15 protein-coding genes are annotated in these 22666 nt (G+C 62.9%); 8 read left to right on the top strand and 7 right to left on the bottom strand.

Features of this window, described 5'->3' with window-relative positions; all coding sequences use genetic code 11:
• Positions 1 to 17: 17 nt before the first annotated feature.
• Both ACR9ZN_RS28520 and ACR9ZN_RS28515 read right to left on the bottom strand, forming a co-directional pair.
• Entirely contained in the window at positions 18 to 9161 is a 9144-nt protein-coding gene (locus ACR9ZN_RS28520; protein ID WP_481273778.1) for a beta strand repeat-containing protein, read from the bottom strand.
• Positions 9162 to 10030: 869 nt separating this feature from the next.
• On the bottom strand, positions 10031 to 10819 hold the full coding sequence (locus tag ACR9ZN_RS28515; RefSeq protein WP_481273777.1) for a hypothetical protein: 789 nt from the start codon (positions 10817 to 10819) through the stop codon (positions 10031 to 10033).
• Between the two features lie 149 nt (positions 10820 to 10968).
• Here ACR9ZN_RS28515 and ACR9ZN_RS28510 point away from each other — a divergent pair, with 149 nt between their 5' ends.
• The 4 genes from ACR9ZN_RS28510 (at position 10969) to ACR9ZN_RS28495 (ending at position 15005) form a co-directional block, all read left to right on the top strand.
• Positions 10969 to 11739 (top strand): hypothetical protein, encoded by a 771-nt coding sequence (locus tag ACR9ZN_RS28510; RefSeq protein WP_454812687.1) that lies wholly within the window; start codon positions 10969 to 10971, stop codon positions 11737 to 11739.
• A gap of 149 nt (positions 11740 to 11888) precedes the next feature.
• Positions 11889 to 12668 (top strand): hypothetical protein, encoded by a 780-nt coding sequence (locus ACR9ZN_RS28505; RefSeq protein WP_434955047.1) that lies wholly within the window; start codon positions 11889 to 11891, stop codon positions 12666 to 12668.
• Positions 12669 to 12696: 28 nt separating this feature from the next.
• Complete coding sequence (locus ACR9ZN_RS28500; RefSeq protein WP_481273776.1) at positions 12697 to 13575, top strand: FkbM family methyltransferase; 879 nt, start codon at positions 12697 to 12699, stop codon at positions 13573 to 13575.
• Positions 13576 to 13634: 59 nt separating this feature from the next.
• Positions 13635 to 15005 carry a glutamine synthetase family protein gene (locus tag ACR9ZN_RS28495; protein ID WP_481273775.1) on the top strand — a complete coding sequence of 457 codons (1371 nt, stop codon included), beginning with the start codon at positions 13635 to 13637 and terminating at the stop codon, positions 15003 to 15005.
• A 142-nt stretch (positions 15006 to 15147) separates the two neighbouring features.
• On the opposite strand, the gene ACR9ZN_RS28490 is transcribed toward ACR9ZN_RS28495, so the two are convergent.
• On the bottom strand, positions 15148 to 16983 hold the full coding sequence (locus ACR9ZN_RS28490; RefSeq protein ID WP_481273774.1) for a chloride channel protein: 1836 nt from the start codon (positions 16981 to 16983) through the stop codon (positions 15148 to 15150).
• Between the two features lie 128 nt (positions 16984 to 17111).
• Between ACR9ZN_RS28490 and ACR9ZN_RS28485 the strand changes: the two genes are divergently transcribed.
• Both ACR9ZN_RS28485 and msrA read left to right on the top strand, forming a co-directional pair.
• Positions 17112 to 17516, top strand: a complete 405-nt coding sequence (locus ACR9ZN_RS28485; RefSeq protein WP_481273773.1) for a MarR family winged helix-turn-helix transcriptional regulator — start codon at positions 17112 to 17114, stop codon at positions 17514 to 17516.
• Positions 17517 to 17764: 248 nt separating this feature from the next.
• Positions 17765 to 18463 carry a peptide-methionine (S)-S-oxide reductase MsrA gene (msrA, locus tag ACR9ZN_RS28480; RefSeq protein WP_454816679.1) on the top strand — a complete coding sequence of 233 codons (699 nt, stop codon included), beginning with the start codon at positions 17765 to 17767 and terminating at the stop codon, positions 18461 to 18463.
• Positions 18464 to 18470: 7 nt separating this feature from the next.
• On the opposite strand, the gene ACR9ZN_RS28475 is transcribed toward msrA, so the two are convergent.
• Positions 18471 to 18929, bottom strand: coding sequence for a GNAT family N-acetyltransferase (locus tag ACR9ZN_RS28475; protein ID WP_481273772.1), 459 nt, complete (start codon positions 18927 to 18929; stop codon positions 18471 to 18473).
• A 178-nt stretch (positions 18930 to 19107) separates the two neighbouring features.
• Complete coding sequence (locus ACR9ZN_RS28470) at positions 19108 to 19740, bottom strand: TetR/AcrR family transcriptional regulator (RefSeq protein WP_454812681.1); 633 nt, start codon at positions 19738 to 19740, stop codon at positions 19108 to 19110.
• 92 nt (positions 19741 to 19832) lie between these two features.
• Between ACR9ZN_RS28470 and ACR9ZN_RS28465 the strand changes: the two genes are divergently transcribed.
• Together ACR9ZN_RS28465 and ACR9ZN_RS28460 are read left to right on the top strand one after the other, a co-directional pair.
• Complete coding sequence (locus ACR9ZN_RS28465) at positions 19833 to 20498, top strand: O-methyltransferase (RefSeq protein WP_454812680.1); 666 nt, start codon at positions 19833 to 19835, stop codon at positions 20496 to 20498.
• 156 nt (positions 20499 to 20654) lie between these two features.
• The gene (locus tag ACR9ZN_RS28460) at positions 20655 to 21104 is read left to right on the top strand and encodes a group II truncated hemoglobin (RefSeq protein WP_454812679.1); all 450 of its coding nucleotides are present in this window, start codon (positions 20655 to 20657) and stop codon (positions 21102 to 21104) included.
• A gap of 49 nt (positions 21105 to 21153) precedes the next feature.
• Here the strand turns inward: ACR9ZN_RS28460 and ACR9ZN_RS28455 are convergent, their stop codons facing one another.
• Together ACR9ZN_RS28455 and ACR9ZN_RS28450 are read right to left on the bottom strand one after the other, a co-directional pair.
• Positions 21154 to 21816: a GNAT family N-acetyltransferase gene (locus ACR9ZN_RS28455; RefSeq protein WP_454812678.1), complete on the bottom strand. Its 663-nt coding sequence runs from the start codon at positions 21814 to 21816 to the stop codon at positions 21154 to 21156.
• A gap of 89 nt (positions 21817 to 21905) precedes the next feature.
• Positions 21906 to 22607 carry a DUF2865 domain-containing protein gene (locus ACR9ZN_RS28450; protein ID WP_434955037.1) on the bottom strand — a complete coding sequence of 234 codons (702 nt, stop codon included), beginning with the start codon at positions 22605 to 22607 and terminating at the stop codon, positions 21906 to 21908.
• Positions 22608 to 22666: the final 59 nt, after the last annotated feature.

Here is a 22666-nt window from a genome sequence, read left to right as displayed (position 1 = left end):
TAAGTTGGCCGTTGCCATCAACGGTGGTGTTGCCACCCAACGCGGCCGCCACGGAGCTGGCGGAATTGTAAAGCTGCGATCCGTTGATAGCCTGCTTTGAGTTCCTTCGACACTGCCCCATTGGCGACATTGTCGATGGTCACCGGTGTGCCGGCATTGCCTAGGGTGATGCTAGTTTTGGTCGATGGATCATCATACTTCACCGCCGCATTGGCGAGATTGGTGGTGTTGGTGTTGAGCTGCGTCATCGCGTCCGACACGGTGCTGTACTGGGTAGGGCCGGCCGTATCGACATTGCCCTTATTGTCGATCTTGGTGACGTTCTGCTGGAAGCCCGAGATCGTACCCGTCTTCGCATCATATGTCGCGTTGCCGCCCAGCGTCGTGGCTGTAGACGTGCCGAGATTGTTGACGTTGTTGCCGATCTGCGTGACCTGCTGGCTGGCAGCCTCGATCGCCTGGTTGGTAGCATAGAGCTGCGAGCCGTTGATCGCATCCGTCGAGGTCGCCGAAATCTGGCCGGCCGCGACATTGGTGATCGTGCGCTCATTTCCCGTCGAACCCACGCTGACCGTGCTGGTCGCGTTGGTGCCGGCGAAGATGTAGTCGGTGCCGTTGATGGTCGTGCCCTTGGTGTTGACCACCGTCGAGGTCACCGAGCCCGCACCGAGCGCCACGTCGCCATCATTGGCCGAGGCCTGAGCGCCATTGCCGATGGCGGTCGAGTTGGTCGTCGTCGCCTTTGAATTGGCGCCAACCGCCGTAGCCCCATCGGCCGAGGCCTGGCTGCCCGAACCCATCGCGGTTGAGCCATCGCCGCTGGCCTCGGCATTCTTGCCGGTGGCAATCGATCCCTCTCCGCTGGCCTTGGCCTGCGTGCCGGTTGCGATCGAGTCGTTGCCGGAAGCCTCGGCACTATTGCCGACCGCCACGGACGACTCGCCACTCGACTGCGAGCCATTGCCGGCGGCCAGAGACTTGTCGCCGCTCGCCACCGACTTCGGTCCGATAGCCACGGCACCATCACCGCTGGCGACGGAATCGGCATCCGTCGAATTGGCGTGGAAATATTTGATGCCGCCGCCATTGATGGAACCGCCGATCTTGTCGATGACGCCCTGCACCGAACTATAGGTACTGCCACCATAGTTCAGGCTGGTGATCACCGTGCCCGTCGTCGGATCGAAGCTCGAGCCACCGCCGAGGCCGCTCGCCACCGAATTGCCCAGGCTGAAGATCTGCGAGCCGTTGACCGCATCGGTGGAGGTCGTCGACACGTCGCCCTTGGCGACATTGGTGATCTTCTTGCCGCCGGCATCGATGCCACTGGTGGTCACGCTCGGGCCGCCATCAATGACAAGGCCGGTCGTGTCGATCTTGGCGGCCCCGATCGTCAGGCTGTTGGCGATGGTGACATCATTGGCAAGGTTGAAGGTAACCGCGTTGCCCGACTTGGTGATGGCGATATTGCCGTCGGTGTTGTTGAGGTCCACCGTATCGCCCGGAGCGACATTGGACGAATTGGCGCCGTTGGCGGTGAGGTTCCAGCCCTTGTTGGCGGTCTGGTTTACAGCATCCAGCTGGCTGACGTTCACCACATCGTTCGGAGCGACGCCGTTGGCGACATTGGAGATCTTCTGCGGCGAGCCACTGCCATGGCTGGCGTCATAGGCACCCAGTGCCGAGTTCCATTGCAGGGCATCCGTCTGCAAGGCCGTCACTGAGGTGTTCACCGCGTTGAAGGCATTGCCGACATTGTTGTAGTCCGTGCCGCCAATAGTGTAGCTCGGCGCGCTCACCGTGCCGGTGGTCGGGTCATAGGTCGAGCCGCCGCCGAGATTGCTGGCGACCGAATTGCCCAGATTGTTGGCGGCGTTGCTGACCGTCTGCAACTGGCCGACATTCACCGCATCGGTGACGTTGGTGCCCGCTGCGACATTGGTGATCGCCTTGTTGCCGGCGTCCACACCGTTGATGGTCACGCTCGGACCGCCCGCGATGGTCAGCCCCGTCGCATCGAGCCTGGAGGCGCCGACCCCCACGCTGCTGGTATCGATGGTCACGGCGCCGACTGACAGGCTGTTGGCGATCTTCACATCGGAGGCCAGGTTGAACGTCGCATTCGACCCGGCCTGTGTGATCACGATGTTCTTGTCGGTGTTGTTGAGATCGACCGTGCCTCCAGGCGCTACGTTGCTGGTGGTCGTGCCGTTGTTGGTGCTGAGGTTCCAGCCCTTGTTGGCCGTCTGGTTCACCGCGTCGAGCTGACTGACATTGACGGCATCATTGGCGGCAACGCCATTGGCGACATTGCCGATGGTCACCGGCGTGCCGGCATTGCCCAGGGTGATGGTGTCCTTCTTGGTCGGGTCGTCATATTTGACGGCCGCGTTCGACAGGTTCGTCGTGTTGATGTCGAGCTGTGTCAGCGCGCCGGCCACAGTAGTCTGCGGGGTCGTGGCCCCGATATTGCCCTTCCCGTCGATGGCCGTGATGTTCTGACTGAAGTTCGCGATCTTGCCGGTGGTCGGATCGTAAATCGCCCCGCCGCCGATGGTCGAGACCGTGGTGCTGCCCAGATTGTTGACGTTGTTGCCGAGATTCGTCACCGACGTGGCGACAGTGTTGAGCTGGCTGAAGTTCACGGCATCGTTGGGGTCGCTGCCATCGGCGACGTTGGTGATCTTCTGGCTCGCCGCGTTGATACCGGCCGTCGTCACGCTCGGCCCGCCCGCGATGGTCAGCCCCGTGGTTGTTACCGTGGTGCCGCCCACCGTGAGGCCAGTGGCGTCGAGCGTGTTGCCGCCTGCCGTAATGCCGTCCAGGGTGATGCTCTTGGCGAGATCGAAGGTCGCGTTCGGGCCGTTATGGGCGATGACGATATTGCCGTCGGTGTTGCTCAGATCCACCGTGCCACCGGGCCCGACATTGCTCTTGCCCGCCGTATCGCCGCCCGTCGACAGGTTCCAGCCGGCATTGGCATTGTTGCCCACCGCCTGCAGCTGGCTGACATTGACCGCATCATTGGCGGCCACGCCGTTCGCAACGTTGCCGATGGTCACCGGCGTGCCGGCATTGCCCAGGGTGATCCTGTCCTTCACTGCCGGGTCGTCGTACTTCACCGCGGCATTGGCGAGATTGGTCGTGTTGGTGTCGAGCTGCGTCAGCGCGCCGCCGACCGTGGTGTAGTCGGTTGGTGCTCCGGCAGCGTCACCCTTGTTGTCGACGGCCGTGACATTCTGGCTGAAGCCGGACAGCGTGCCGGTGTTGGGATCGTAGGTCGTGCCGCTGCCAATGGTAGAGGCGCTCGATTTGCCCAGATTGTTGACGTTGTTGCCCAGGTTGGTCACCGAGGTGGAGACGGTGTTGAGCTGGCCCAGATTGACCGCGTCCGTCGCATTCGTGCCGGCGGCCACATTGGTGATCGCCTTGCTCCCCGCATCAACGCCGGCCGTGGTCACGCTTGGCCCGCCCGCGATGGTCAGCCCATTGGTGGTCACCGTGGTGTTGCCGACCGTCAGACCGGAGGAGTCCAGCTTGTTGCCGCCCGCCGTGACGCTGTCGAAGGTTGGCGTCATCGAAGTGGCGATGGCGATGGTGTTCCCGGTCTGGGTCAGCGCGATGTTGTTGCCGGCCTGGTAGGTCACCGTATCGCCGGGAGCGATCTTGGTCGAGCCGCTTCCCGTGGCCGTACCGGTGCTGCCGGCTACCGTGCCGGTATTGGCATTCCACCCCTTGTTCGCCGTAGTATCCAGGGCCGAAAGTGCGTTACCGACATTGTTGTAGGTGTTGCCCGAGATATTATAGCTCGGTGCGCTCACCGTGCCGTCCGGATTCACTACCGAGCCACCGCCGAAATTGTTGGCGACCGAATTCGACACGCCGTAAAGCTGGCTGCCGTTCACCGCGTCGGTCGAGGTCGCGCTGATATTGCCCTTGGCGAGGTTGGTGATCAGGGTGAGATCGCCAGCCCCGATGCCGCCCAGCGTGATCTTGGTCTTGCTCGTGGGGTCGTCATACTTCACCGCGCCATTGGCGAGATTGGTCGTGTTGGTGTCGAGCTGCGTCAGCGCGTTGGACACCGTGGTGTACTTGGTCGGCGCACCGGCCGCATTGCCCTTACCGTCGACGGCCGTGATGTTCTGATTGAAGCCCGTCAACGTACCCGTATTGGGATCATAGGTCGTGCCGCCGCCAAGGGTCGAGGCGGTCGAATTGCCCAGATTGTTGACGTTGTTGCCCAGGTTGGTCACCGAGGTGGAGACGGTGTTCAGCTGCCCCAGATTGACCGCGTCGGTGGCGTTGGTGCCGGCGGCCACATTGGTGATCGCCTTGCTGGCAGCATTGATGCCGGCCGAAGTCACACTCGGGCCGCCGGTGATGGTCAGGCCGTTGGTATCGAGCTTGGAATTACCCGCCGTCAGGGTGTCGACCGTGACGTCCTTGGACAGGTTGAAGGTGACGGCGTTGCCGGTCTTGGTGATAGCGAGATTGCCGTCGATATTGTTGAGGTCGACCGTGCCGCCGGGCGCGACGTTGGAAGAATCGGCGCCATTGGCAGTCAGGTTCCAGCCCTTGTTGGCGGTCTGCTGCACGTCATAGAGCTGCGAGCCATTGACCGCGTCGGTAGAACCCGCGACCACCGCACCATTGGCAAGGTTGGTGATCTGGGTCGGCTGGGTCGCACCGACACCGCCGAGGGTGATCTTGGTCTTGGTCGCATCGTCATATTGCACCGCGTTGGCGGTGGCGTTGCTGACGACACCGAACAATTGCGAACCATTGATCGCATCGGTCGAGGTTGCCGTCACATCGCCATTGACAACATTGGTGACCTTCTTGCCGCCCGCATCGACGCCAGCGGTGGTTACGCTCGGACCGCCCGTGATGCTCAAGCCGGCCGCGTCGAGCTTGGAGGCGCCCACCACCACGCTTGAGGTGTTGATGGTGACGGCGCCGACCGACAGGCTGCTGGCGATCTTCAAATTGGAGGCGAGATCGAAAGTTGCGTTCGGGCCGTTATGGGCGATGACGATGTTGCCGTCGGTGTTGCTGAAATCCACCGTGCCGCCGGGGCCGACATTGCTCTTGGCGCCTGTCGCGCCATTGGTCGACAGGTTCCAGCCGGCATTGGCGTTGTTGCCAACCGCCTGCAACTGGCTGACATTCACAGCGTCATTGGCGGCAATGCCATTGGCGAGATTGCCGATGGTGGTGCCGCCGGCCCCGCCGAGCGTGATCTTGGACTTGGTCGCCGGGTCGTCATACTTGACCGCGGCATTGGCAAGGTTGGTCGTGTTGGTGTCGAGCTGCGTCAGCGCAGCGCCTACCGTCGTCGTCGCCGTCGGTGCAGCCGCCGCGTTGCCCTTGTTGTCGACGGCGGTGATGTTCTGACTGAAGCCCGACAGTGTACCGGTCGCCGGATCATATTTGGTGCCGCTGCCGATGGTCGAGGCGGTCGAGTTGCCCAGATTGTTGACGTTGTTGCCCAGGTTCGTCACCGAGGTGGAGACGGTGTTCAGCTGGCTCAGATTGACCGCGTCGGTGGCATTGGTGCCGGCAGCCACATTGGTGATCGCCTTGCTCGCAGCGTTGATGCCGGCCGTGGTCACGCTCGGACCACCGGTGATGGTCAGGCCGGTCGTCGTCACCGTGGTGTTACCGACCGTCAAACCGCTGGCATCGAGCTTGTTGCCGCCCGCCGTCACACTGGTGAAGGTCGGCGTCATCGAAGTGGCGATGGCGATGGTGTTGCCGGTCTGGGTGATCGCGATGTTGTTGCCGGCCTGATAGGTTACGGTGTCGCCGGGCGCGATCTTGGTCGAGGCACTGCCGGAAGCCGTGCCGGTGCTGCCCGCCACTGTGCCCGTATTGGCGTTCCAGCCCTTGTTGGCAATGGTGCTGACGGCGGTCAACTGACTGACGTTCACCGCGTCATTGGCGGCAATGCCATTGGCGACGTTGCCGATGGTCACGGGCGTGCCGGCATTGCCGAGGGTGATGCTGTTCTTCGTCAGCGGATCGTCATACTTCACCGCGGCGTTGGCGAGATTGCTCGTATTCTTGTCGAGCTGCGTCAGCGCAGCGCCCACCGTCGTCGTCGCCGTCGGTGCAGCCGCCGCGTTGCCCTTGTTGTCGACGGCGGTGATGTTCTGGCTGAAGCCGGACAGTGTGCCGGTCGCCGGATCATATTTGGTGCCGCTGCCAATCGTCGAGGCTGTCGAATTGCCTAGATTGTTGACGTTGTTGCCCAGGTTCGTCACCGAGGTGGAGACAGTGTTGAGCTGACCCAGATTGACCGCATCGGCGGCATTGGTACCGGCGGCGACATTGGTGATTGCCTTGCTGGCGGCATTGATGCCGGCCGTCGTCACGCTTGGCCCGCCCGTGATCGTCAGGCCGGTGGTGTCGAGCTTGGAATTGCCGACGGTGATGCTGCTGGCGATATTGAGATTGCTCGCCAGGTTGAAGGTCGCGTTCGGACCGGTGTGGGCGATCACGACATTGCCGTCGGTGTTGCTCAGGTCAACCGTCCCGCCAGGCCCGACATTGCTCTTGGCGCCGGTCGCGCCATTGGTCGACAAATTCCAGCCGGCATTGGCATTGTTGCCCACCGCCTGCAACTGGCTGACATTGACCGCATCATTGGCAGCCACGCCGTTGGCCACATTGGTGATCGCCTTGCTGGCGGCATTGATGCCGGCCGTGGTCACGCTCGGACCACCGGTGATGGTCAGGCCTGTGGTGTTGAGCGTGGAATTGCCGGCCGTGACGCTGGTGAAGGTGGGCGTCATCGAGGTGGCGATGGCGATGGTGCTGCCGGTCTGCGTGATCGCGATGTTGTTGCCGGCCTGATAGGTCACGGTGCCGCCTGGCACGATATTGGTGAGCGCACTGCCGGAAGCCGTGCCGGTGCTGCCGGCAACCGCACCCGTATTGGCATTCCAGCCCTTGTTGGCTGTCTGCTGCACGGCAAAGAGCTGAGAGCCATTGACTCCGTCGGTGGAAGCAGCCGTTACCGCGCCATTGGCCAGGTTGGTGATCGTCACGCCGCCGGCCGGAGCTCCCACGCCACCCGTGGCGCCGAGCGTGATCTTGTTGCCGCCGGGAGCATCGTATTTGACCGCGACATTGGCCAAATTGGAGGTGTTGGTGTTCAACTGGTTCAGGGCACCGGCGACCGTGGTCTGCGCCGCCGCCGCACCGACCGCGCCGGTGTTGCTGACCGGATTGATACTCTGGCTGAAGCCCGACAGCGTGCCGGTCGCGGTGTTGAAGGTCGTGCCGCCACCGATGGCCGAGGCTGCCGAATTCCCAAGATTGTTGACGTTGCTGCCGATCGTGGTCACCGAAGTGCCGATCGCGTTCACCGCCTGGTTGGTGGCGAAGAGCTGCGAGCCGTTCACCGCATCGGTGGAGGATCCGTTGATCCGGCCGGCCGCGACATTGGTGATGGTCCGTTCATTGCCGGATGTGCCGACACTCACCGTCGAATTGGCGGCATTGCCGGCATAATTATAGCTCGTGCCATTGATCGTACTGCTGGACGTGTTCACCACGGCTGTCGTGGTCGAACCCGCGCCGAGTGCGACGTCATTGCTGTTGTTAGCCGTCGCATTAGAACCGATCGCAGTAGAGGAGCCTGCAGAAGCATTGGCCTTCCCACCGATCGCCGTTGCCGAACCGGCCAAGGCATTGGCGCCGCTGCCCACTGCCGTGGCGTAGGTGCCGCCGGAGGCATTCGCGAAGCCACCGATTGCCGTCGCTGACCCATTGCTGGCGACAGAGCCGGCACCTAGGGCCGTCGCATAGGTGCCCCCGGACGCGACAGAATTATAGCCCAGCGCCGTGCTTGATCCGCTGCTCGCATTAGCCTTTGTGCCGATAGCTGTGGCGAACCCCACCGTGGCCGCCGCACCGGCACCAACCGCCGTGGTCGAGCCACTCGCAGCGTTCGACCCCGAGCCAACGGCGACCGCGTTGGTCGCCGCACTGACGGCTGTGTCACCAATTGCGATTGCACCTGCGGCTGCGGCGTTGGACAAATTGCCGAGTGCGACGGAACCTTGGCCGATCGCGTTATTGCCGTTGCCGATCGCCACCGCGCCATTGGCGGCCGAGGTGCCGGTCGTATTGCCGGCTGCAATATTGTTGGCACCGAGCGTGACCGCGCCAGTGCCATTAGCCACATTCGGATCGCCGATCGCCACGGCGCCATTACCGATGGCCTTCTGGCCCAGGCCAATGGCCACGGCGCCCCCCGCAGCCGTGCCCGCGTTGGCATTTGCCCCCGCGCCAATGGCGACGTTCTGGCCCGTCGCGCCAGAGACGGAATTCGTGCCCATCGCGATGCCGTTTGCGCCGGAAGCCGCCGCATTACGTCCGAAGGCGATCGAGTCGGCAGCCGAGGCATTGGCGGCCAGGCCGAACGAAATGGCATTGGCTGCCAGCGCCAGCGAGTTGGTCCCGATTGCGACGGCGTTGGCGCTGTTGGCGTTGGCGTTGAATCCCATGGCTGCGGCGGTGGCGACCGAAGCGTTCGAGTTGACCCCTAACGCAAAGGAATTCTGGACGGCGTTTGCCCCCATGCCGATCGCCATCTGATTGGCATAGACATTGAATGTCGTCGCTTGGCGGTTCGGATCACCGAGTTGGATGAAGACGTTGTTGCTGTTGTCGATGCCGCCACGGAAGAATTGGGCGATGCCGGCTGTCCCCGTATTTCCGCCGCCGCCCAGGACCAGATCTTCGGGCGTCGCGCCCTGTGCACCGTCCTGATTGGAGATGATCTGCAGAGCCTGCCCGGTGCTCGGAGAACACCGCATGGTGTTCTGGGCCGGGATCGAGCCGATTGCCGTGTTGACGGTACTGCAAGACAACTGTGCCCAGGCCTTGTCCGGGCACAGGCCGACGACACCTAAGACAGCGAGGGCAGTCGATGCGAGCAGAAACTTGTAGTAGCCGCTCACTGCGCCGCCGGAAGCCTGGGCTGCGACAGATATCCCGCACGATAAGCTCCCGCCCGTCGTCAAGGAGCCGACGCCCAGTCTCTTGTTTCGCATGCCCATACAACGATGCGCCATGCGCAAAACGGCATGGATGCGCCGGCGCAGGCTGCGATGGGCATGCTTGGCGAGATGAAGGCTGTCGTGGTTCGGCATGGGCCCCCGGTCTGTCTTGAACGTCGCGTCTTGCAGGCAAAGCCGTCCCTTCCGAAGACGGCCCTGATAGCAGTTGACCTGGGGATTCCCGTTTCCCGGGCAACGATTCATGCTTCGAATACTTGATCCCCCGACCTCGGGTACCCCTTTAGGAATAGCCGACAGCCGTAGCGTCAGGGCAAAGAATCCCGCGCGTTCTTAGCTAATACCCTCGATTACGTAGACGTGCAAACACAGACTAAAACATTAAGTGAAGTATCTTTTTACCTTCAAGCAAATTTATAACTTAATTTTATTCGAGAAAACTATTTCTATGTCAAATTATTATAGTCCTAAAGGATTATTTCCTAGAGGATATATGAAATTATTGGGATAAAAATTTCAAAAAAAATGATAAAAATATTTTAGATTATTTATGATCGAATAAAGAAAACAAATCAGTAAATCGATTTATAATTTTGTATAATTTAGTATCAAAGCACAATAAAGAACGCCTGACGTAATTTTAATTTCGCCAAATCACGCAAATACATTTAGGCGATACGATGAGATGCGCATGAGAAATTCTGGGTCACCTCGTTGACCAGGAATGCTTTCCTGAATAGCTAGCCTGCCACAAGCGAGATGGAGGGCACCCCTAATTCGAAGGGATTAAGCCTATTGAGCAGGCCCCGCCGACCCTCGGGACTGTTGCGAACAAGCAACAAGGCGAAAAAATCGGATGCCGCCAGCCCGGCACGCGCCTTGCGTCAACAAGTCAGTCAACAGGCGCCAGAAAGGCCGACTAGGCCCAGGCAGCAATCGAGAACTTCCGGATTTGAACCGCGACAAAGAAAAAGGGCGGCCCGAAAGCCGCCCTCTCGCAAGATCTATTGGATCGGAGCCGGATCAGGCTCCGGCTTCGGCTTGGGTTTGGGTTTCGGCTTGGGTTTCGGTTTCGGCTTGGCTTCCGGCGCAGCCGCTGGTGCGGGCGTCGCGGGAGCGGCGGCGGCCGGCGACGCTTCCGCCGGCGGCGACACTGGTATCTGCGCTGCGTTCGGTCCACCGGCCGAGGGCGACGCACCCGCCTGCGCGATGTTGACGCTGAGCCCATCGACGAGCAAACGCCGATCGCCCCCCTGGAAGAGCAGCTCGAAAGTCAGCTTCGTGTCGCCATTCACCGGAAAGAAACCCGCGAGATGGAGCAAGCCGTTCTTCTCAACCTGGGGAGCGAGGGTGATCGTCGGCTCGAGCACCAGCGCCGCCGCCAGATCGAGCCCCGCCTTGCGCTGGCCGGCGAAGACTTCGGCCAGTTTGGCATCGCTGTTCTCGCGCTGGAATCCAGGCGAGCCGAGATCGCGCAGCACCGAGTAATTGCCGGTCTTATTGGCCTGGTCGAGCGCGACCAGGGTGGAGCGCACCAGTATCAGCACCGTCTTGGAATCGAGATTCATCGCCTGTGGGCCGGCCGGTGCCGCATTTGCAGGAGCCGGCGTGGCGGGAGTGAGCACTGGCTGCTGCTGGGCCATGGCTGGCAAAGCCAGGCCGGCGGCAACGGCGAGGGCAAGCAGGCTGACGCGTGTGAAAGGAGAAGAATGCCTCCGGCAGGCCGCTTTTCTCTGCGATACACGAAATTTCATGAGGATCGAGGTCTCGTTGGAGAGGAGCACAATGATCAAGCTTTCACAGATTTCCTCGTGCCTGTCACCTCGCATGTTTCAATCTATCCACGCCAGCCGAGACCCGATACATGTGACGGCAGCAGATGGTCGAGCATGATGGCACCGCCGCCGCGTACTTCGGCTCGACAACGTTACGGAAAGAAACAATGCGCGTTCGTGTCGGTTGCCTTCTCCTCGCCTTGGCCGCAGGCGGCCTCGGGCCGGTTCCACCCATCCCGGCCATGGCGCAGGATCAGCCGGCCCCCAAGCCGGCCAGAAAGCACAAGCCCGCCGCAAAACAGCCCGCCAAACCTGCCCCTGCGCTGCCGGCCCCGGTGGTGCTGCCGGAGCCGCCGCTGCCCGTGCAGCAGATACGCCAGTTCGGGACGACGTCCTGCACCAGCCTGGTCGACCAGATGTCACGTGGCTCGCTGAACAGCAAATATGACGTGCAATCGGGCTGGAACCGCCAGGACCCGAAGCAGCATGTGTTCCAGAGCGTCGCCGTCATCGACCGGCCGGAAGTGACGCCGGCCAACGGCCTGGCCGCCATCATCGCCACGCCAACGCCATCGGGCAGTTGCGACGGGGTGACGGTGCAGGTCTTTCCGCTTGCCAGCGATTGCGCCACCGCGCAGACCTATATGCGCTCGACAGGTGCCAGCCCGATCCCCATTCTCAACACTCAGATCATGATCGACCGCAACGGCAAGCGCATCTTCCTGCTGCCGGGCGTGAACAAGACCTGCATCGCCGTCTCCGTCGATTCCAGCTTCGGTCCCGCACCTGTCGCGCAGACGCCGTCGTCACCGGCTCCTGGGCCTGCACCTGTGCCGGTCCCCGCACCGGCGCCGGCACCGGACGCCATCGTGCCGCATGCCGTCCCGGTCACACCGCCAAGCTCGGAAATCCTGCCAACGGCCCAGCCGCCGAAATGAGCCCGAGCACGCGGGAAAGCTTCCCGCGGACCGGCTGTGCATGACCGAAGGGAATGGCTTGATTCGGGTTTCCAACCTGCTCTAATCGCCGAACGCGCCGCTTCCCTCGCCATCCGGCGCACCATCAGGCCTCAATAGAAAAGCAGGTCATGCTCGATATTTCCGCGCTCCAGTCGATGAAGGTGTTGTTCGCAACGCCCTGCTATATCTCTGCCGTCAGCATGAATTATGTGGTCAGCATGTATAGCCTGGCCTGCGATGCCACGCAGCTTGGCCTGAAGACCGTGCTGCACATGCATTCGGAGAGCCTGATCACACGCGGACGCAATATGGTCGTGCTGAAGTTCATGCAGGACGAGTCCTATACGCATCTATTCTGGATCGATTCCGACATTTCCTTCACCACCCAGCAGGTGGTCCGCCTGCTGCTCGCCGATCGCGACGTGGCCGGCGGGGTCTATCCGATCAAGTCGCTGGCTTGGCCCGATCCCCTGCCGGGCGGCTTGACCAAGGACGAGATGGAAATCCGCTTCGCCCGTTATGCCTTCAATCCCGTCGACCACGGCAAGACGCCGATCGGCCAGCATGTCGACGATGAAGGCTTCATCGAGGTCTCGGAGGCGCCCACCGGCTTCATGGTGATCAAGCGCCATGTCTTCCCCAAGCTGATGCAGGCCTATCCCCATCTCAACTACACGCCGGACGGCCCCCCCGACAATCCGCTCAAGCCGCTGCACTGGCTGTTCTTCGACTGCATGGTCGATCCCGATTCCGGGCGCTATCTGTCGGAAGACTATGCCTTTTGCCGGCGCTGGCGCGACATCGGCGGCAAGGTCTGGGTCGATTCCCAATCCAAGCTACAGCATCTGGGCCAGTACAATTATGTCGGCGATGTCGAGACCAGCCTGAAGCAGCAGGGGCACTGGTAGAGCCGCATCGAGACGGCGAGGAGCACGAATGCCGGACTATGCCATGACGGCGCCCCTCGTCGAGCTTCTCGGCCCGGTGCGCCGCACTCATATCGTCGATATCGGCGCCAATCCCATCGATGGGGAGCCGCCCTATAAGTCGATGCTGGCGGCAGGCCTCGCCCGGCTCACCGGTTTCGAGCCGCAGGCCGAGGCGCTGGCCAGGCTGGAGGCAACCAAGGGGCCCAATGAGAATTATCTGCCCCACGCCATCGGCGACGGCAGCGAGGCCTATCTCAATCTGTGCGCCTATTCGGGCTGGAGCAGCCTGCTCACCCCGCGCCAGGCCGCGCTCGAGGTGTTTTCCTATTTCAAGCCCAATGCGGAGGTGATCGGCCGCATTCCCGTGCGCACCACCCGCCTCGACGATCTCTCGGTGCTCCCGGAGATCGACATGCTCAAGATCGACGTGCAGGGCGCCGAGCTCGCGGTGTTCCAGAACGGTCGCGAGAAACTGCGCTCGGCCGTGGCCGTCCAGACCGAGATCTCCTTCATCGCGCTCTATGAAAACCAGCCGGGCTTCGGAGAAATCGACATCGAACTGCGCTCGCAGGGTTTCGTGCCGCATTGCTTCAAGGCGGTGAAGTTCAGCCCGATGGCGCCCTATGTCAGGCCGGAGAACTGGACGCCGGCCGCCAACCAGCTGCTGGAGGCCGACATCGTCTATGTCCGGGATTTCGTCGACCCGGATGCCATGACCGACGAGCAGCTCAAGCATCTGTGTCTGCTGGCTCAATATTGCTATGGCAGCATCGAGCTCTGCGGCCGCTGCATCGACCTGCTGTGCCGGCGCGGCGCCCTGCCGCAGGACGCGCTCGCCCGCTACACCGCACTGCTGGAGGCGGCGCGTCCCTCCACCACCGCCTGAGAGGGCTTGACGACACAGCGGCGGGCGCGTTCTGTGGAGCATCAGTGAGACCCCTCCCCATGCCCGCCGACACCAGCGCTTCCCGTCACCCCGAAGTCGCCGCTTTTCTTGCCGCCCATCCCGATACCCGCTTCATCGAAGCCTTTACCCCCGATTTGACCGGCTATGGTTTTGGCAAGCGCCTGCCGATCGAGGAGATCGACAGCCTCTACCGTTCCGGCATGGGCTTTTCCGCCGCGCCCTATGTGCTCGATGCCAGGCATGACGGCTATGGCTCCGGCGGCATCGGCTGGGACGATGGCGACCCGGATGCCAAGGGCGTGCCGATACCAGGCACGCTCAAGCCAATGCCTTGGGCAGCCGTGCCGACGGCGCAGGTCATGCTCAACATCTCCTATGCCGTTTCGGGCGAACCGTTATGGACCGATCCGCGCCACCTGCTCAAGACCATCCTCGCCCGCCTCGCTGCCGACGGGCTCCATCCCACCGTGGCTTGCGAATACGAGTTCTTCCTCACCGACGGCACTCGCGAGGCCGATGGCCGCATCCGCCCGCCGATCCTCAAGCGCACCGGCCGGCCGCTCGGTCCGCCGACCAACCTGTCGGTGCTGACGCTGGAGGAAGTGGCACTGTGGTCGGCGAAGGCCGATGATGCGGCGCGGGCGCAGAATGTGCCGATGGGCAGCATCATCGCCGAGATGGGTGTGGCCCAGTTCGAGACCAATCTGCATCACACTGATGATGCCATGCTTGCCGGTGATCACGCCGTGCTGCTGAAAAGACTGATCCGCGGTACCGCCCGTGCCGAAGGCTGGGACGCCACCTTCATGGCCAAACCCTATGAGGACGAGGCGGGATCGGGCCTGCATGTGCATGTCAGCCTCGCCGATGCCGAAGGCCGCAACATCTTCGCCAATCCCGCCACCGGCGAACAGACGATCCGCCATGCCATCGCCGGCATGCAGCGCCTGATGCCTGAATCGCTCGCCTTCTTTGCGCCCAACCACAATTCCTTCCGCCGCTTCGGCGGGCTGTTCGCACCGGTCAATCGCAAATGGGGTGAGGATAACCGCACCGTCGCCCTGCGCATACCCACCGACAAGGGCGCGGGACGGCGCATCGAGCATCGCGTCGCCGGTGCGGATGCCAATCCCTATCTGGTATTGGCGGCCATCCTCGCCGCCGCCCATTACGGCATTACCAGGAAACTAGAACCGGATGCGCCCGTTGTCGGCAAGCATGCCGGCTTCACGCGCGATCCCGGCCTGCCGGCCGATGTCTTCGAAGCCGCGCGCCGGCTGGCGCGGGCGAGCCTGTTGAAGGAGTATTTCTCCAAGCGCTATCTGGAGACCTACGCCCATTTGGTCCATGGCCAGCACGAGGATTTCCTCTCGGTGCTGAGTCCGCGCGAATACGATCTGTTCTTCTGAAACCCGCCCTCATCCCGATCGGCGAACAAAGTTAACCGCCATCGCGAGCGGAGCGAAGCGATCCAGACCCCAAAAGGCCTGGATTGCCGCGTTGCTCTGCTCCTCGCAATGACTTCAAGCGGGTTGAACGTTCCAGCCGGCCTCAGATCCCCCGCGCGCCCCGGGCTCTTAGCCGGATCATCACGCCGCGGTCGTGCTCCTCGGCGCGCCGATGCGCCCTGACCTGGAGCAGATCCTTGCGCGCCATCAAGCCGACCAGGGTCCCGCTCTTGCGATCAAGCACCGGTACCCGGCCAATATCGGCAATCGCCATGCGATCGGCGAGCGCGCCGGCGAGTTCATCGGCATAGCCGATCTCGAGTTCCTGCCCCTCGAGTATCTCCTCCAGCGACAGGGATTGAATGTCGTCATCCTCCGAGGCATGCACCGACCAATCGAGGATATGACCCCGAGAAACCATGCCGACCACGCGCCGTTCGGCATCGACGACCGGATAGCTCTTGTGGCGGGGCTCCCCGCCAGTGAAGAAGGCAACTGCCCGCGCCACCGTCATCGCTGCAGGTAGCGTGTCGACCTCACGCACCATCAGATCGGCCACACGGGCGAGATCGAACGGATCGGTGTGGTACTCGCCCGAAATATGATGGCCACGACGAGCGATCTTCTCCGTCAGGATGGAACGCTTCATGGTCAGCACGGTGGTGGCATAGGCCATGCCGCAGGCCGTGAGGAGTGGCAGGAGTACGCCGAGATTGCCGGTGAGCTCCACCGCAAAGAGCGTCGCAGTCAGCGGCGCGCGCATGGTGCCGCCCATCATCGCCGCCATGCCGAGCAGGGCCCAGAAACCCGGATCGGCTTGCGGCAGGACAAGGCCTGCCAGCGCTCCCAGCGCGCCGCCGAGCATCATCAAGGGCGCGAGGACACCGCCGGATGTCCCCGAACCGAGCGAGATTGACCAGATCAGGGACTTGACCACCAGGAGCAGGATCACCGCCTTGAGAGCCATCTCGCCGGAGAGCAGATGGCGGATATTGTCGTAGCCCACGCCGAGGGCACTCGGGTCAAACAGGCCGCCAATGCCGATCGCCAGGCCTCCGAACAGAGGCCACCACATCCAATGCAGCGGCAAACGATGGAAGAAGTCCTCGCTGGCATAGACCATGGCTGTGAGGACGCCCGAACCCACGCCGGCGACGATACCCATCAAGACCCAGCTGAGGAAACCGGGCAGGGACAACGCCATGTGCCCGGTGAAGCCGAACAGGGGTGTGGGGTCGAGCAGCAGTCCGCGTTCCGCGGCTGCCACGGCGGCCGCGACCACCACCGGCAGGAAGCTGCGAGGCTTCCATTCGAACAGCAAGAGCTCGATTGCCAGCAGCACCGCTGCGATCGGGGTACCGAACACCGCCGTCATGCCCGCCGCGGCGCCGGCGACCAACAACGCCTTGCGCTCATTGGCGCTGAGATGGATCATCTGGGCGATGAGGGAGCCGATGGCCCCGCCCGTCATGATGATCGGCCCTTCGGCGCCGAAGGGACCACCCGAGCCGATCGAGATTGCCGAGGACAGCGGCTTCAGCACCGCCACCTTGGGATTGATCCGGCTCTTGCCGATCAGGATCGCCTCCATCGCCTCGGGAATGCCATGGCCGCGGATCTTCTCAGAGCCGTAGCGTGCCATCAGGCCGATGATCAGGCAGCCGATCACTGGCACGAACACGGCCGCCCAACCGAGCGGCGTACTGGAGATCGGCAGGCTCTCCAGCGAAAAACGGCCATAATAGGCGATGTTGGTGCAGAGCGTGATCAGGCGCAGCAGCACGAAGGCGGCGCCCACGCCAGCCGTGCCGACAAAAACGGCGATCGCCATCAGGAGGATCACCCGCCTGTCCGTGGTGAAATCGCCCAGGCGCGCCGGCAACCCGCGGGTCCCCGCCTCGGCATCATGCCCCGGGGTGCCCAGAGTCGAAGTGGTCATGTCTCTGATATCCATCTGTCGGGCCTGGCCCGGCTGAATTTTGTATCGCAATACGATATATTTTGCGCAAGTCAACGGATTTTCGTAGAGAGTGCGGCAGACAGGAGAATCGTGGAGCGATGGACCCTATGCGGCAACAAGATCCGGACTACGCCGCCCTCGCACGCTTTCGGCATGCCTTGCGCAAATTCCTCGCCTTCAGCGAGGAGGCGGCGGGCGCGGAGGGCCTGACCTCGCAGCAGCACCAGGCCTTGCTCGCCATCGCCGGCCTGTCGCAGGGCGGTGCCCTCTCGATCGGCGAATTGGCCGAGATCCTGATCCTGCGCCACCACAGCGTCGTCGAACTGGTCGACCGGCTCGGCAAGCTCAGCCTGGTCGAACGCATGGCCGATCCGTCCGATGGCCGGCGCGTGCTGGTGCGGCTCAGCGAGGCAGGCCGACAGAAGCTGCAGGCCTTATCGGAAACCCATCTGAAGGAACTGGCAGCCATCGGACCGACGCTTTCCGAGCTCCTGCAGGCCTTCCGCGGCTGATCACGCGACCGGTATCCGCGGCGGCATCGACCTCAAATCGGCGTGAAGCGTAACGAACCTACCCTGCCCGCGCGTACAATCCTCCAGACGCGATGATGTCTTGCTTCGGCAAAGCGTTCTGTGACTTGAATGAATCATTCCTGATCGCAAAGGCGCTCCAGCCAATCCTTTGGATTGGCTTGGAAACAAGGAGTTAGAGCAAATGAGCGTTCACGCTCAAACGCGTTTTGCTCGAGTGGAGGACGATGATGAAACGACGCGGCATCCTGATCCTGGCGGCAGCCCTTACGACCTGCCTCGGCACCGGCCTGTGGTTCTCGGTTTCGAACGCCGAAGAATCGCCGCGCAAGGTCGCCGCCCCCGGCCTCGACACCCGATCGACAGCAGGCTCGGAAACAGCGGTGCTGGCAGGCGGCTGCTTCTGGGGCGTGCAGGGCGTGTTCCAGCATGTGAAAGGCGTCACCTCGGCGGTTTCGGGTTATGCCGGCGGCACGGCCGACACCGCCACCTACGACACCGTCTCGACCGGCTCGACCGGTCACGCCGAAGCGGTGCGCATCCGTTTCGACCCCCGCCTCATCTCCTACGGCCAGATCCTGCAGATCTATTTCTCGGTGGCGCATGATCCCACCCAGCTCAATCGGCAGGGTCCCGACAGCGGCACGCAATACCGCTCGCAGATCTTCACCGCCAGCGCGGAACAGGCCCGCATCGCCGCCGCCTATGTCAGCCAGCTCGACGGTGCCAAGGCCTTCGCCCGGCCGATCGCGACGCGCATCGCGCCGCTGCAGGGCTTCTTTGCGGCGGAGGCCTATCACCAGGATTACCTGACCCGCCATCCGACCCAGCCCTATATCGTCATCAACGACCTGCCCAAGGTCGCCGCCCTCCGGCAGCTCTTCCCGTCCGTCTATCGCAGCGACCCGGTCCTGGTAGCCGGCCGCTGAGGCCGAACTACGGAACAAGAGCCGTGACGTCGCGGCTGAAATGCACGATGCGGCGATCGGGGCGTTCCTCCACCCGCTCGATGGCGTAGCCGCGCCGCTGGTACCAGGCGACATTCTCGGTGAAGCGCTCATTGGTGTAGAGCCGCACGAGCCCATGCCCGTCGCGCCGGGCCCGGTCTTCGGCAAAATCGAGCAGGGCCGAACCCAGGCGACGGCCCTTGAGCGCAGGGGCCACGGCAAGGCTCCAGATCAGCAGATGATCGGGTTTCGGCTCGACGATGAGGGCAGTTTCGAGGGCCTCGGACGAACCGGACACCCAGATCTCCATCGCCTCGAACAGGGCCATGAAATCCGCATCATGCGGCGGCAGGGATATGCCGATGCGCTGTTTCAAGGGAGCATAGGCCGCCTGCTGCAGGACGGTGATCGCAGGGATCTCGGTTCTGGCGGCGCGACGAAATTTCATGACGAGGCTCGAAATCGTGCAGCTATCGGGGATCGAGGGGGACCGGCGATGATGCACATCCGAATCCGCCCGATCGAGCATTCGCGCAATCGATGCCGACCCGCAAGAGGTTCCAAAGCAAGGACGTTCATCCGCCCTCGAAGCCTCGCCGGGATTGTCGGCTCTCCCGGGCTCCCCCTCAATTCGCCATCAACCGTTCGAGATAGGCGCACACCATGTCGGCCATGGCATCGGAATAGGCCTCGATCTCCGCCGGCGTCCGCGGGCTTTCCGAAAATTGCTTGCCGATCGCGCTCAGCGTAGAGGCGATCAGGTCCCCGGCCAAGGTTCGTGTCGTTTCCGAAGCCTTCGGCAGAGCCTCCCGCATGAAGGCCTCGACGATGCCGTCTCCCGCTGCCTTGGCTGCCTCCGCCTCGGGCGCGTCACGGTAGAGCGGCGCAGCATCGTCGAGCGCCCCGCGCACCGTGGCCTCGTCGCATTCCGAGCGGATGAAGGTATGGACGAGAACACGCAGCCTTTCGAGCGGCGGCTTGTCGCCGTCCTGCAGGATGGCGCGCAGTAACTCGGTCGTCTGCCGCCATTCGTCGCTCTGGAGCCTGAAGAGAATCGACGCCTTGTTGGGGAAATATTGATAGAGCGAACCGACGCTGACGCCGGCCTTCTCGGCCACCCGCGCCGTGGTGAAGCGCTGAGCGCCCTCCTTCCTCAAAACCTGAATGGCGGCCTCCAGAATGACGGCGACCAGCTCGGTCGAGCGGGTCTGCCGAGGCTGTTTTCGTAAGGAAACAGAAGAGCTTCGACGATCGGTCATCGGGATGCAGGCCAATGCGAATAGTGAACGCGACGAATTAATCGTATTTCTAGTCCGGCGCAAGAATGCGTTTTCCCAAACCGGAGCCTGCCATGACCACCCTGACCGCCGCCCCGCTTGCGCTCCTGCTGGACCGCCTGTTCGAAGAGGCCGACGCCACCTCGCCGGCAGCGATCCCCGCCGTGGCCGAGCTCTCCCGCCCGGAACGCGAGCGCCTGATGCGCAGCAAGACCGAATATCTCGACCTTTATGGCCGGCTGAAGGACCTGCCGCTCGCCGTTTCGCGCGAAACCGGCCTGCTGCTCTACATGCTGGCCCGCAGTTGCCGGGCGCAGACGATCGTCGAATTCGGAACCTCGTTCGGCATCTCGACCCTGCATCTGGCCGCGGCGCTGCGGGACAATGGCGGCGGCCGGCTGATCACCAGCGAGTTCGAGCCGTCCAAGCTGGAACGGGCCCGGCAAAACCTTGCCGCCGGCGGTCTTCTCGATCTCGTCGAAATCCGGGAGGGAGACGCACTGCGTACGCTGAGCACCGGCCTGCCGGAGGCGATCGATCTGGTCCTGCTCGACGGCGCCAAGGCCCTCTACCCCGAGATCCTCGATCTGCTGGAAAGCCGGCTCAGGCCTGGCGCCCTCATCGTCGCCGACAATGCCGACTACAGCCCCGACTATCTCGCCCGCGTGCGCTCGCCGGCCCGAGGCTATCTGTCGACCCCCTTCGGCGAGGATGTCGAACTCTCGATGCGGATTGGCTGAGCCCAATCCCATCGCTGCGAGGCGCCAGGAACGCTGCAAGGAGCTGGAGGCGAACTTCCGGCCCTTGCCAACCGCGACGTGATGGCAGATTGCCGAGCCGGCACATTGCCATCACGATGTCGACGCAACCCGTGCAGCGCTCGACAGGTCGAAACGATGCAACAGCAGCGTCCCTCCATTTACCGGCAATTGGGCGGCGAAGACGGTATCTCCCGGCTTGTGGATTTGTTTTACGACATCGTCGAGCAGGATCCGGCGGCGGCCGCACTCCACATGCTGCATCTCGACGGCCATGGCGTCGCTCATTCCCGCGTCGAGCAGACCCGCTTCCTGATGGGCTTCTTCGGGGGACCGCGTCTCTATGTCGAATTTCACGGCCATTCGGATGTGAGGGCCATCCATGCCCATGTGGCTGTGACAGCCGAGACGCGCGACATCTGGATCCGCAGCATGGACAAGGCGTTCGACCAGACCGGCTTACCCCCGGAGGTGAAGAAGAGGGCGATGACCGCTCTCGCGACCGCAGCCCGCCTGGTGCACGACGTCAATCCCCTGCGCAATCGTGACGAAGAAATCGAAGCTGGAACGGACTCGGATCTACCGTAAAGACCAAGGAACCCGATTTTGAATCGGCCCGTTTTCGCCCGGCAAGCGTTCAGCCGAAGCTCAGCTTGCTCTTCTGCTGACCTTGAGCGTCAAAATTGGCTGGATCCAGCCAGGCTTCGTAGCCCGCCTTGAGACGTGGCCATTCGCCGTCGATGATCGAGAACCAGGCAGTATCGCGGTTTTGGCCCTTGGCCACCATATGCTGGCGGAAGACGCCCTCGAAGGTGAAGCCGAAGCGCGTCGCCGCCCGCTTGGACGGTTCGTTGAGATTATGGCACTTCCATTCGAAGCGCCGATAGCCAAGCGTCTCGAAGGCATGGCGGGCGAAGAGATAGAGAGCTTCCGTTGTCACCCGCGTGCGGGCGATCGCGGGCCCCCAGAGAATGCTGCCGATCTCGATGACGCCGTGCACGGGCTCGATCCGCATCAGGGCCTGTCGGCCCTCGGCCTTGCCGCTCGCTCTGTCGATCACCGCAAAGAACATCGGATCCGCCGTCGAGGACGCTTTGTCGAGCCAAGCCGAGAAGTCGGCGGCATTCCCCGGTACGCCCTCGAACAGGTAACGGAAGCGCCCGTCGGCCCCCGGCTCCTGGGCCGAATGCAGGAGATCGGCGCCGTGGAGCGTCGGATCGAGTGGCTCCAAGCGGGTATAACGTCCATCGAGCACGACGCGCTCCGGGCGCGGCACGCCCTTCCAAGTCGACAAGTCCATCGAATGTCCTTCGCGCCTATGCGATCAGGAAAGCGGCCCGTGCCGATTCCGATCCATCATCCCAACGATCAAATGATCAGATGATCGCATTATTGCGGCGGCGCGATGCGTTGTTCAAGCGAAAGCACCTGCTGGCGCACTACGCCGGACAGGGCCTTGGAGGAGGCGACCGAGCTGAAATCCGTATCGGGGTGAGGCACATTGCCAGCGCCGCGGAACACCTTGAGGCCATCCGGCATCACCACGATGTCGCCATTGCGCAAAGTGGGATCGACCGAGATCGGGATCTGCGGCAGGCCACGCGCATTGGACTGGCAGGTACAGGCCGGGTTTTCGCTGTCGCGGAAGGCATAAGCGGTGGGCAGCGCGGTGTAGAGCGCGCCTGCACTGTCGACGGCCGATTCGATCGCCGGCTTGGTGTTGCCATTGCTGCCATCATTGGAACCGCTGGCCTTGTAGAGCACCATCTGGCCGCCCGAGCACGAGGCTTCGCACATCGAGCTCTGCATGTCCTCGTCGCGCTGGGAGCGGATGAAGCCGGTGGCGAAATAATAGCCGTCACAAGTGCGCACGCAGTAGCCCCGCGCCTTGGGCGCGCTGACCACGGGCGCGGGTGCCGGACGAGCGCGTTGCTGCTGTTGCTGTTGCTGCGGCACGGGTGCTGGCGCCGGCCGCGATTCCTGGCGGGGCCGGAACAGGAAATCGAACAGGCCAGCCTGAGCGCTGCCACCCACGGCAACCGTCAGGAGCAATCCGGCGGCAAGGGGAGCGGCAAGGCGTTTCAAGGTCATGGCACGGGTCCTGGCAGGTCCAAGCGAAATTTCCCGATATTACTCACGGATGAGCAATA

The organism is Labrys sp. HAY1-8F (genome assembly GCF_056754975.1).
The sequence above is the reverse complement of the archived record's forward strand: the minus strand, read 5'-3'. Positions and strand labels throughout refer to the sequence as shown.

Bases quoted from the DNA above. Each gene is read 5' to 3' on its own strand.
- ACR9ZN_RS28520 (WP_481273778.1), bottom strand. From the start codon at position 9,161: ATGCCGAACCACGACAGCCTTCATCTCGCCAAGCATGCCCATCGCAGC.
- ACR9ZN_RS28510 (WP_454812687.1), top strand. From the start codon at position 10,969: ATGCGCGTTCGTGTCGGTTGCCTTCTCCTCGCCTTGGCCGCAGGCGGC.
- ACR9ZN_RS28505 (WP_434955047.1), top strand. From the start codon at position 11,889: ATGCTCGATATTTCCGCGCTCCAGTCGATGAAGGTGTTGTTCGCAACG.
- ACR9ZN_RS28500 (WP_481273776.1), top strand. From the start codon at position 12,697: ATGCCGGACTATGCCATGACGGCGCCCCTCGTCGAGCTTCTCGGCCCG.
- ACR9ZN_RS28495 (WP_481273775.1), top strand. From the start codon at position 13,635: ATGCCCGCCGACACCAGCGCTTCCCGTCACCCCGAAGTCGCCGCTTTT.
- ACR9ZN_RS28490 (WP_481273774.1), bottom strand. From the start codon at position 16,983: ATGACCACTTCGACTCTGGGCACCCCGGGGCATGATGCCGAGGCGGGG.
- ACR9ZN_RS28485 (WP_481273773.1), top strand. From the start codon at position 17,112: ATGCGGCAACAAGATCCGGACTACGCCGCCCTCGCACGCTTTCGGCAT.
- msrA (WP_454816679.1), top strand. From the start codon at position 17,765: ATGAAACGACGCGGCATCCTGATCCTGGCGGCAGCCCTTACGACCTGC.
- ACR9ZN_RS28475 (WP_481273772.1), bottom strand. From the start codon at position 18,929: ATGAAATTTCGTCGCGCCGCCAGAACCGAGATCCCTGCGATCACCGTC.
- ACR9ZN_RS28470 (WP_454812681.1), bottom strand. From the start codon at position 19,740: ATGACCGATCGTCGAAGCTCTTCTGTTTCCTTACGAAAACAGCCTCGG.
- ACR9ZN_RS28465 (WP_454812680.1), top strand. From the start codon at position 19,833: ATGACCACCCTGACCGCCGCCCCGCTTGCGCTCCTGCTGGACCGCCTG.
- ACR9ZN_RS28460 (WP_454812679.1), top strand. From the start codon at position 20,655: ATGCAACAGCAGCGTCCCTCCATTTACCGGCAATTGGGCGGCGAAGAC.
- ACR9ZN_RS28455 (WP_454812678.1), bottom strand. From the start codon at position 21,816: ATGGACTTGTCGACTTGGAAGGGCGTGCCGCGCCCGGAGCGCGTCGTG.
- ACR9ZN_RS28450 (WP_434955037.1), bottom strand. From the start codon at position 22,607: ATGACCTTGAAACGCCTTGCCGCTCCCCTTGCCGCCGGATTGCTCCTG.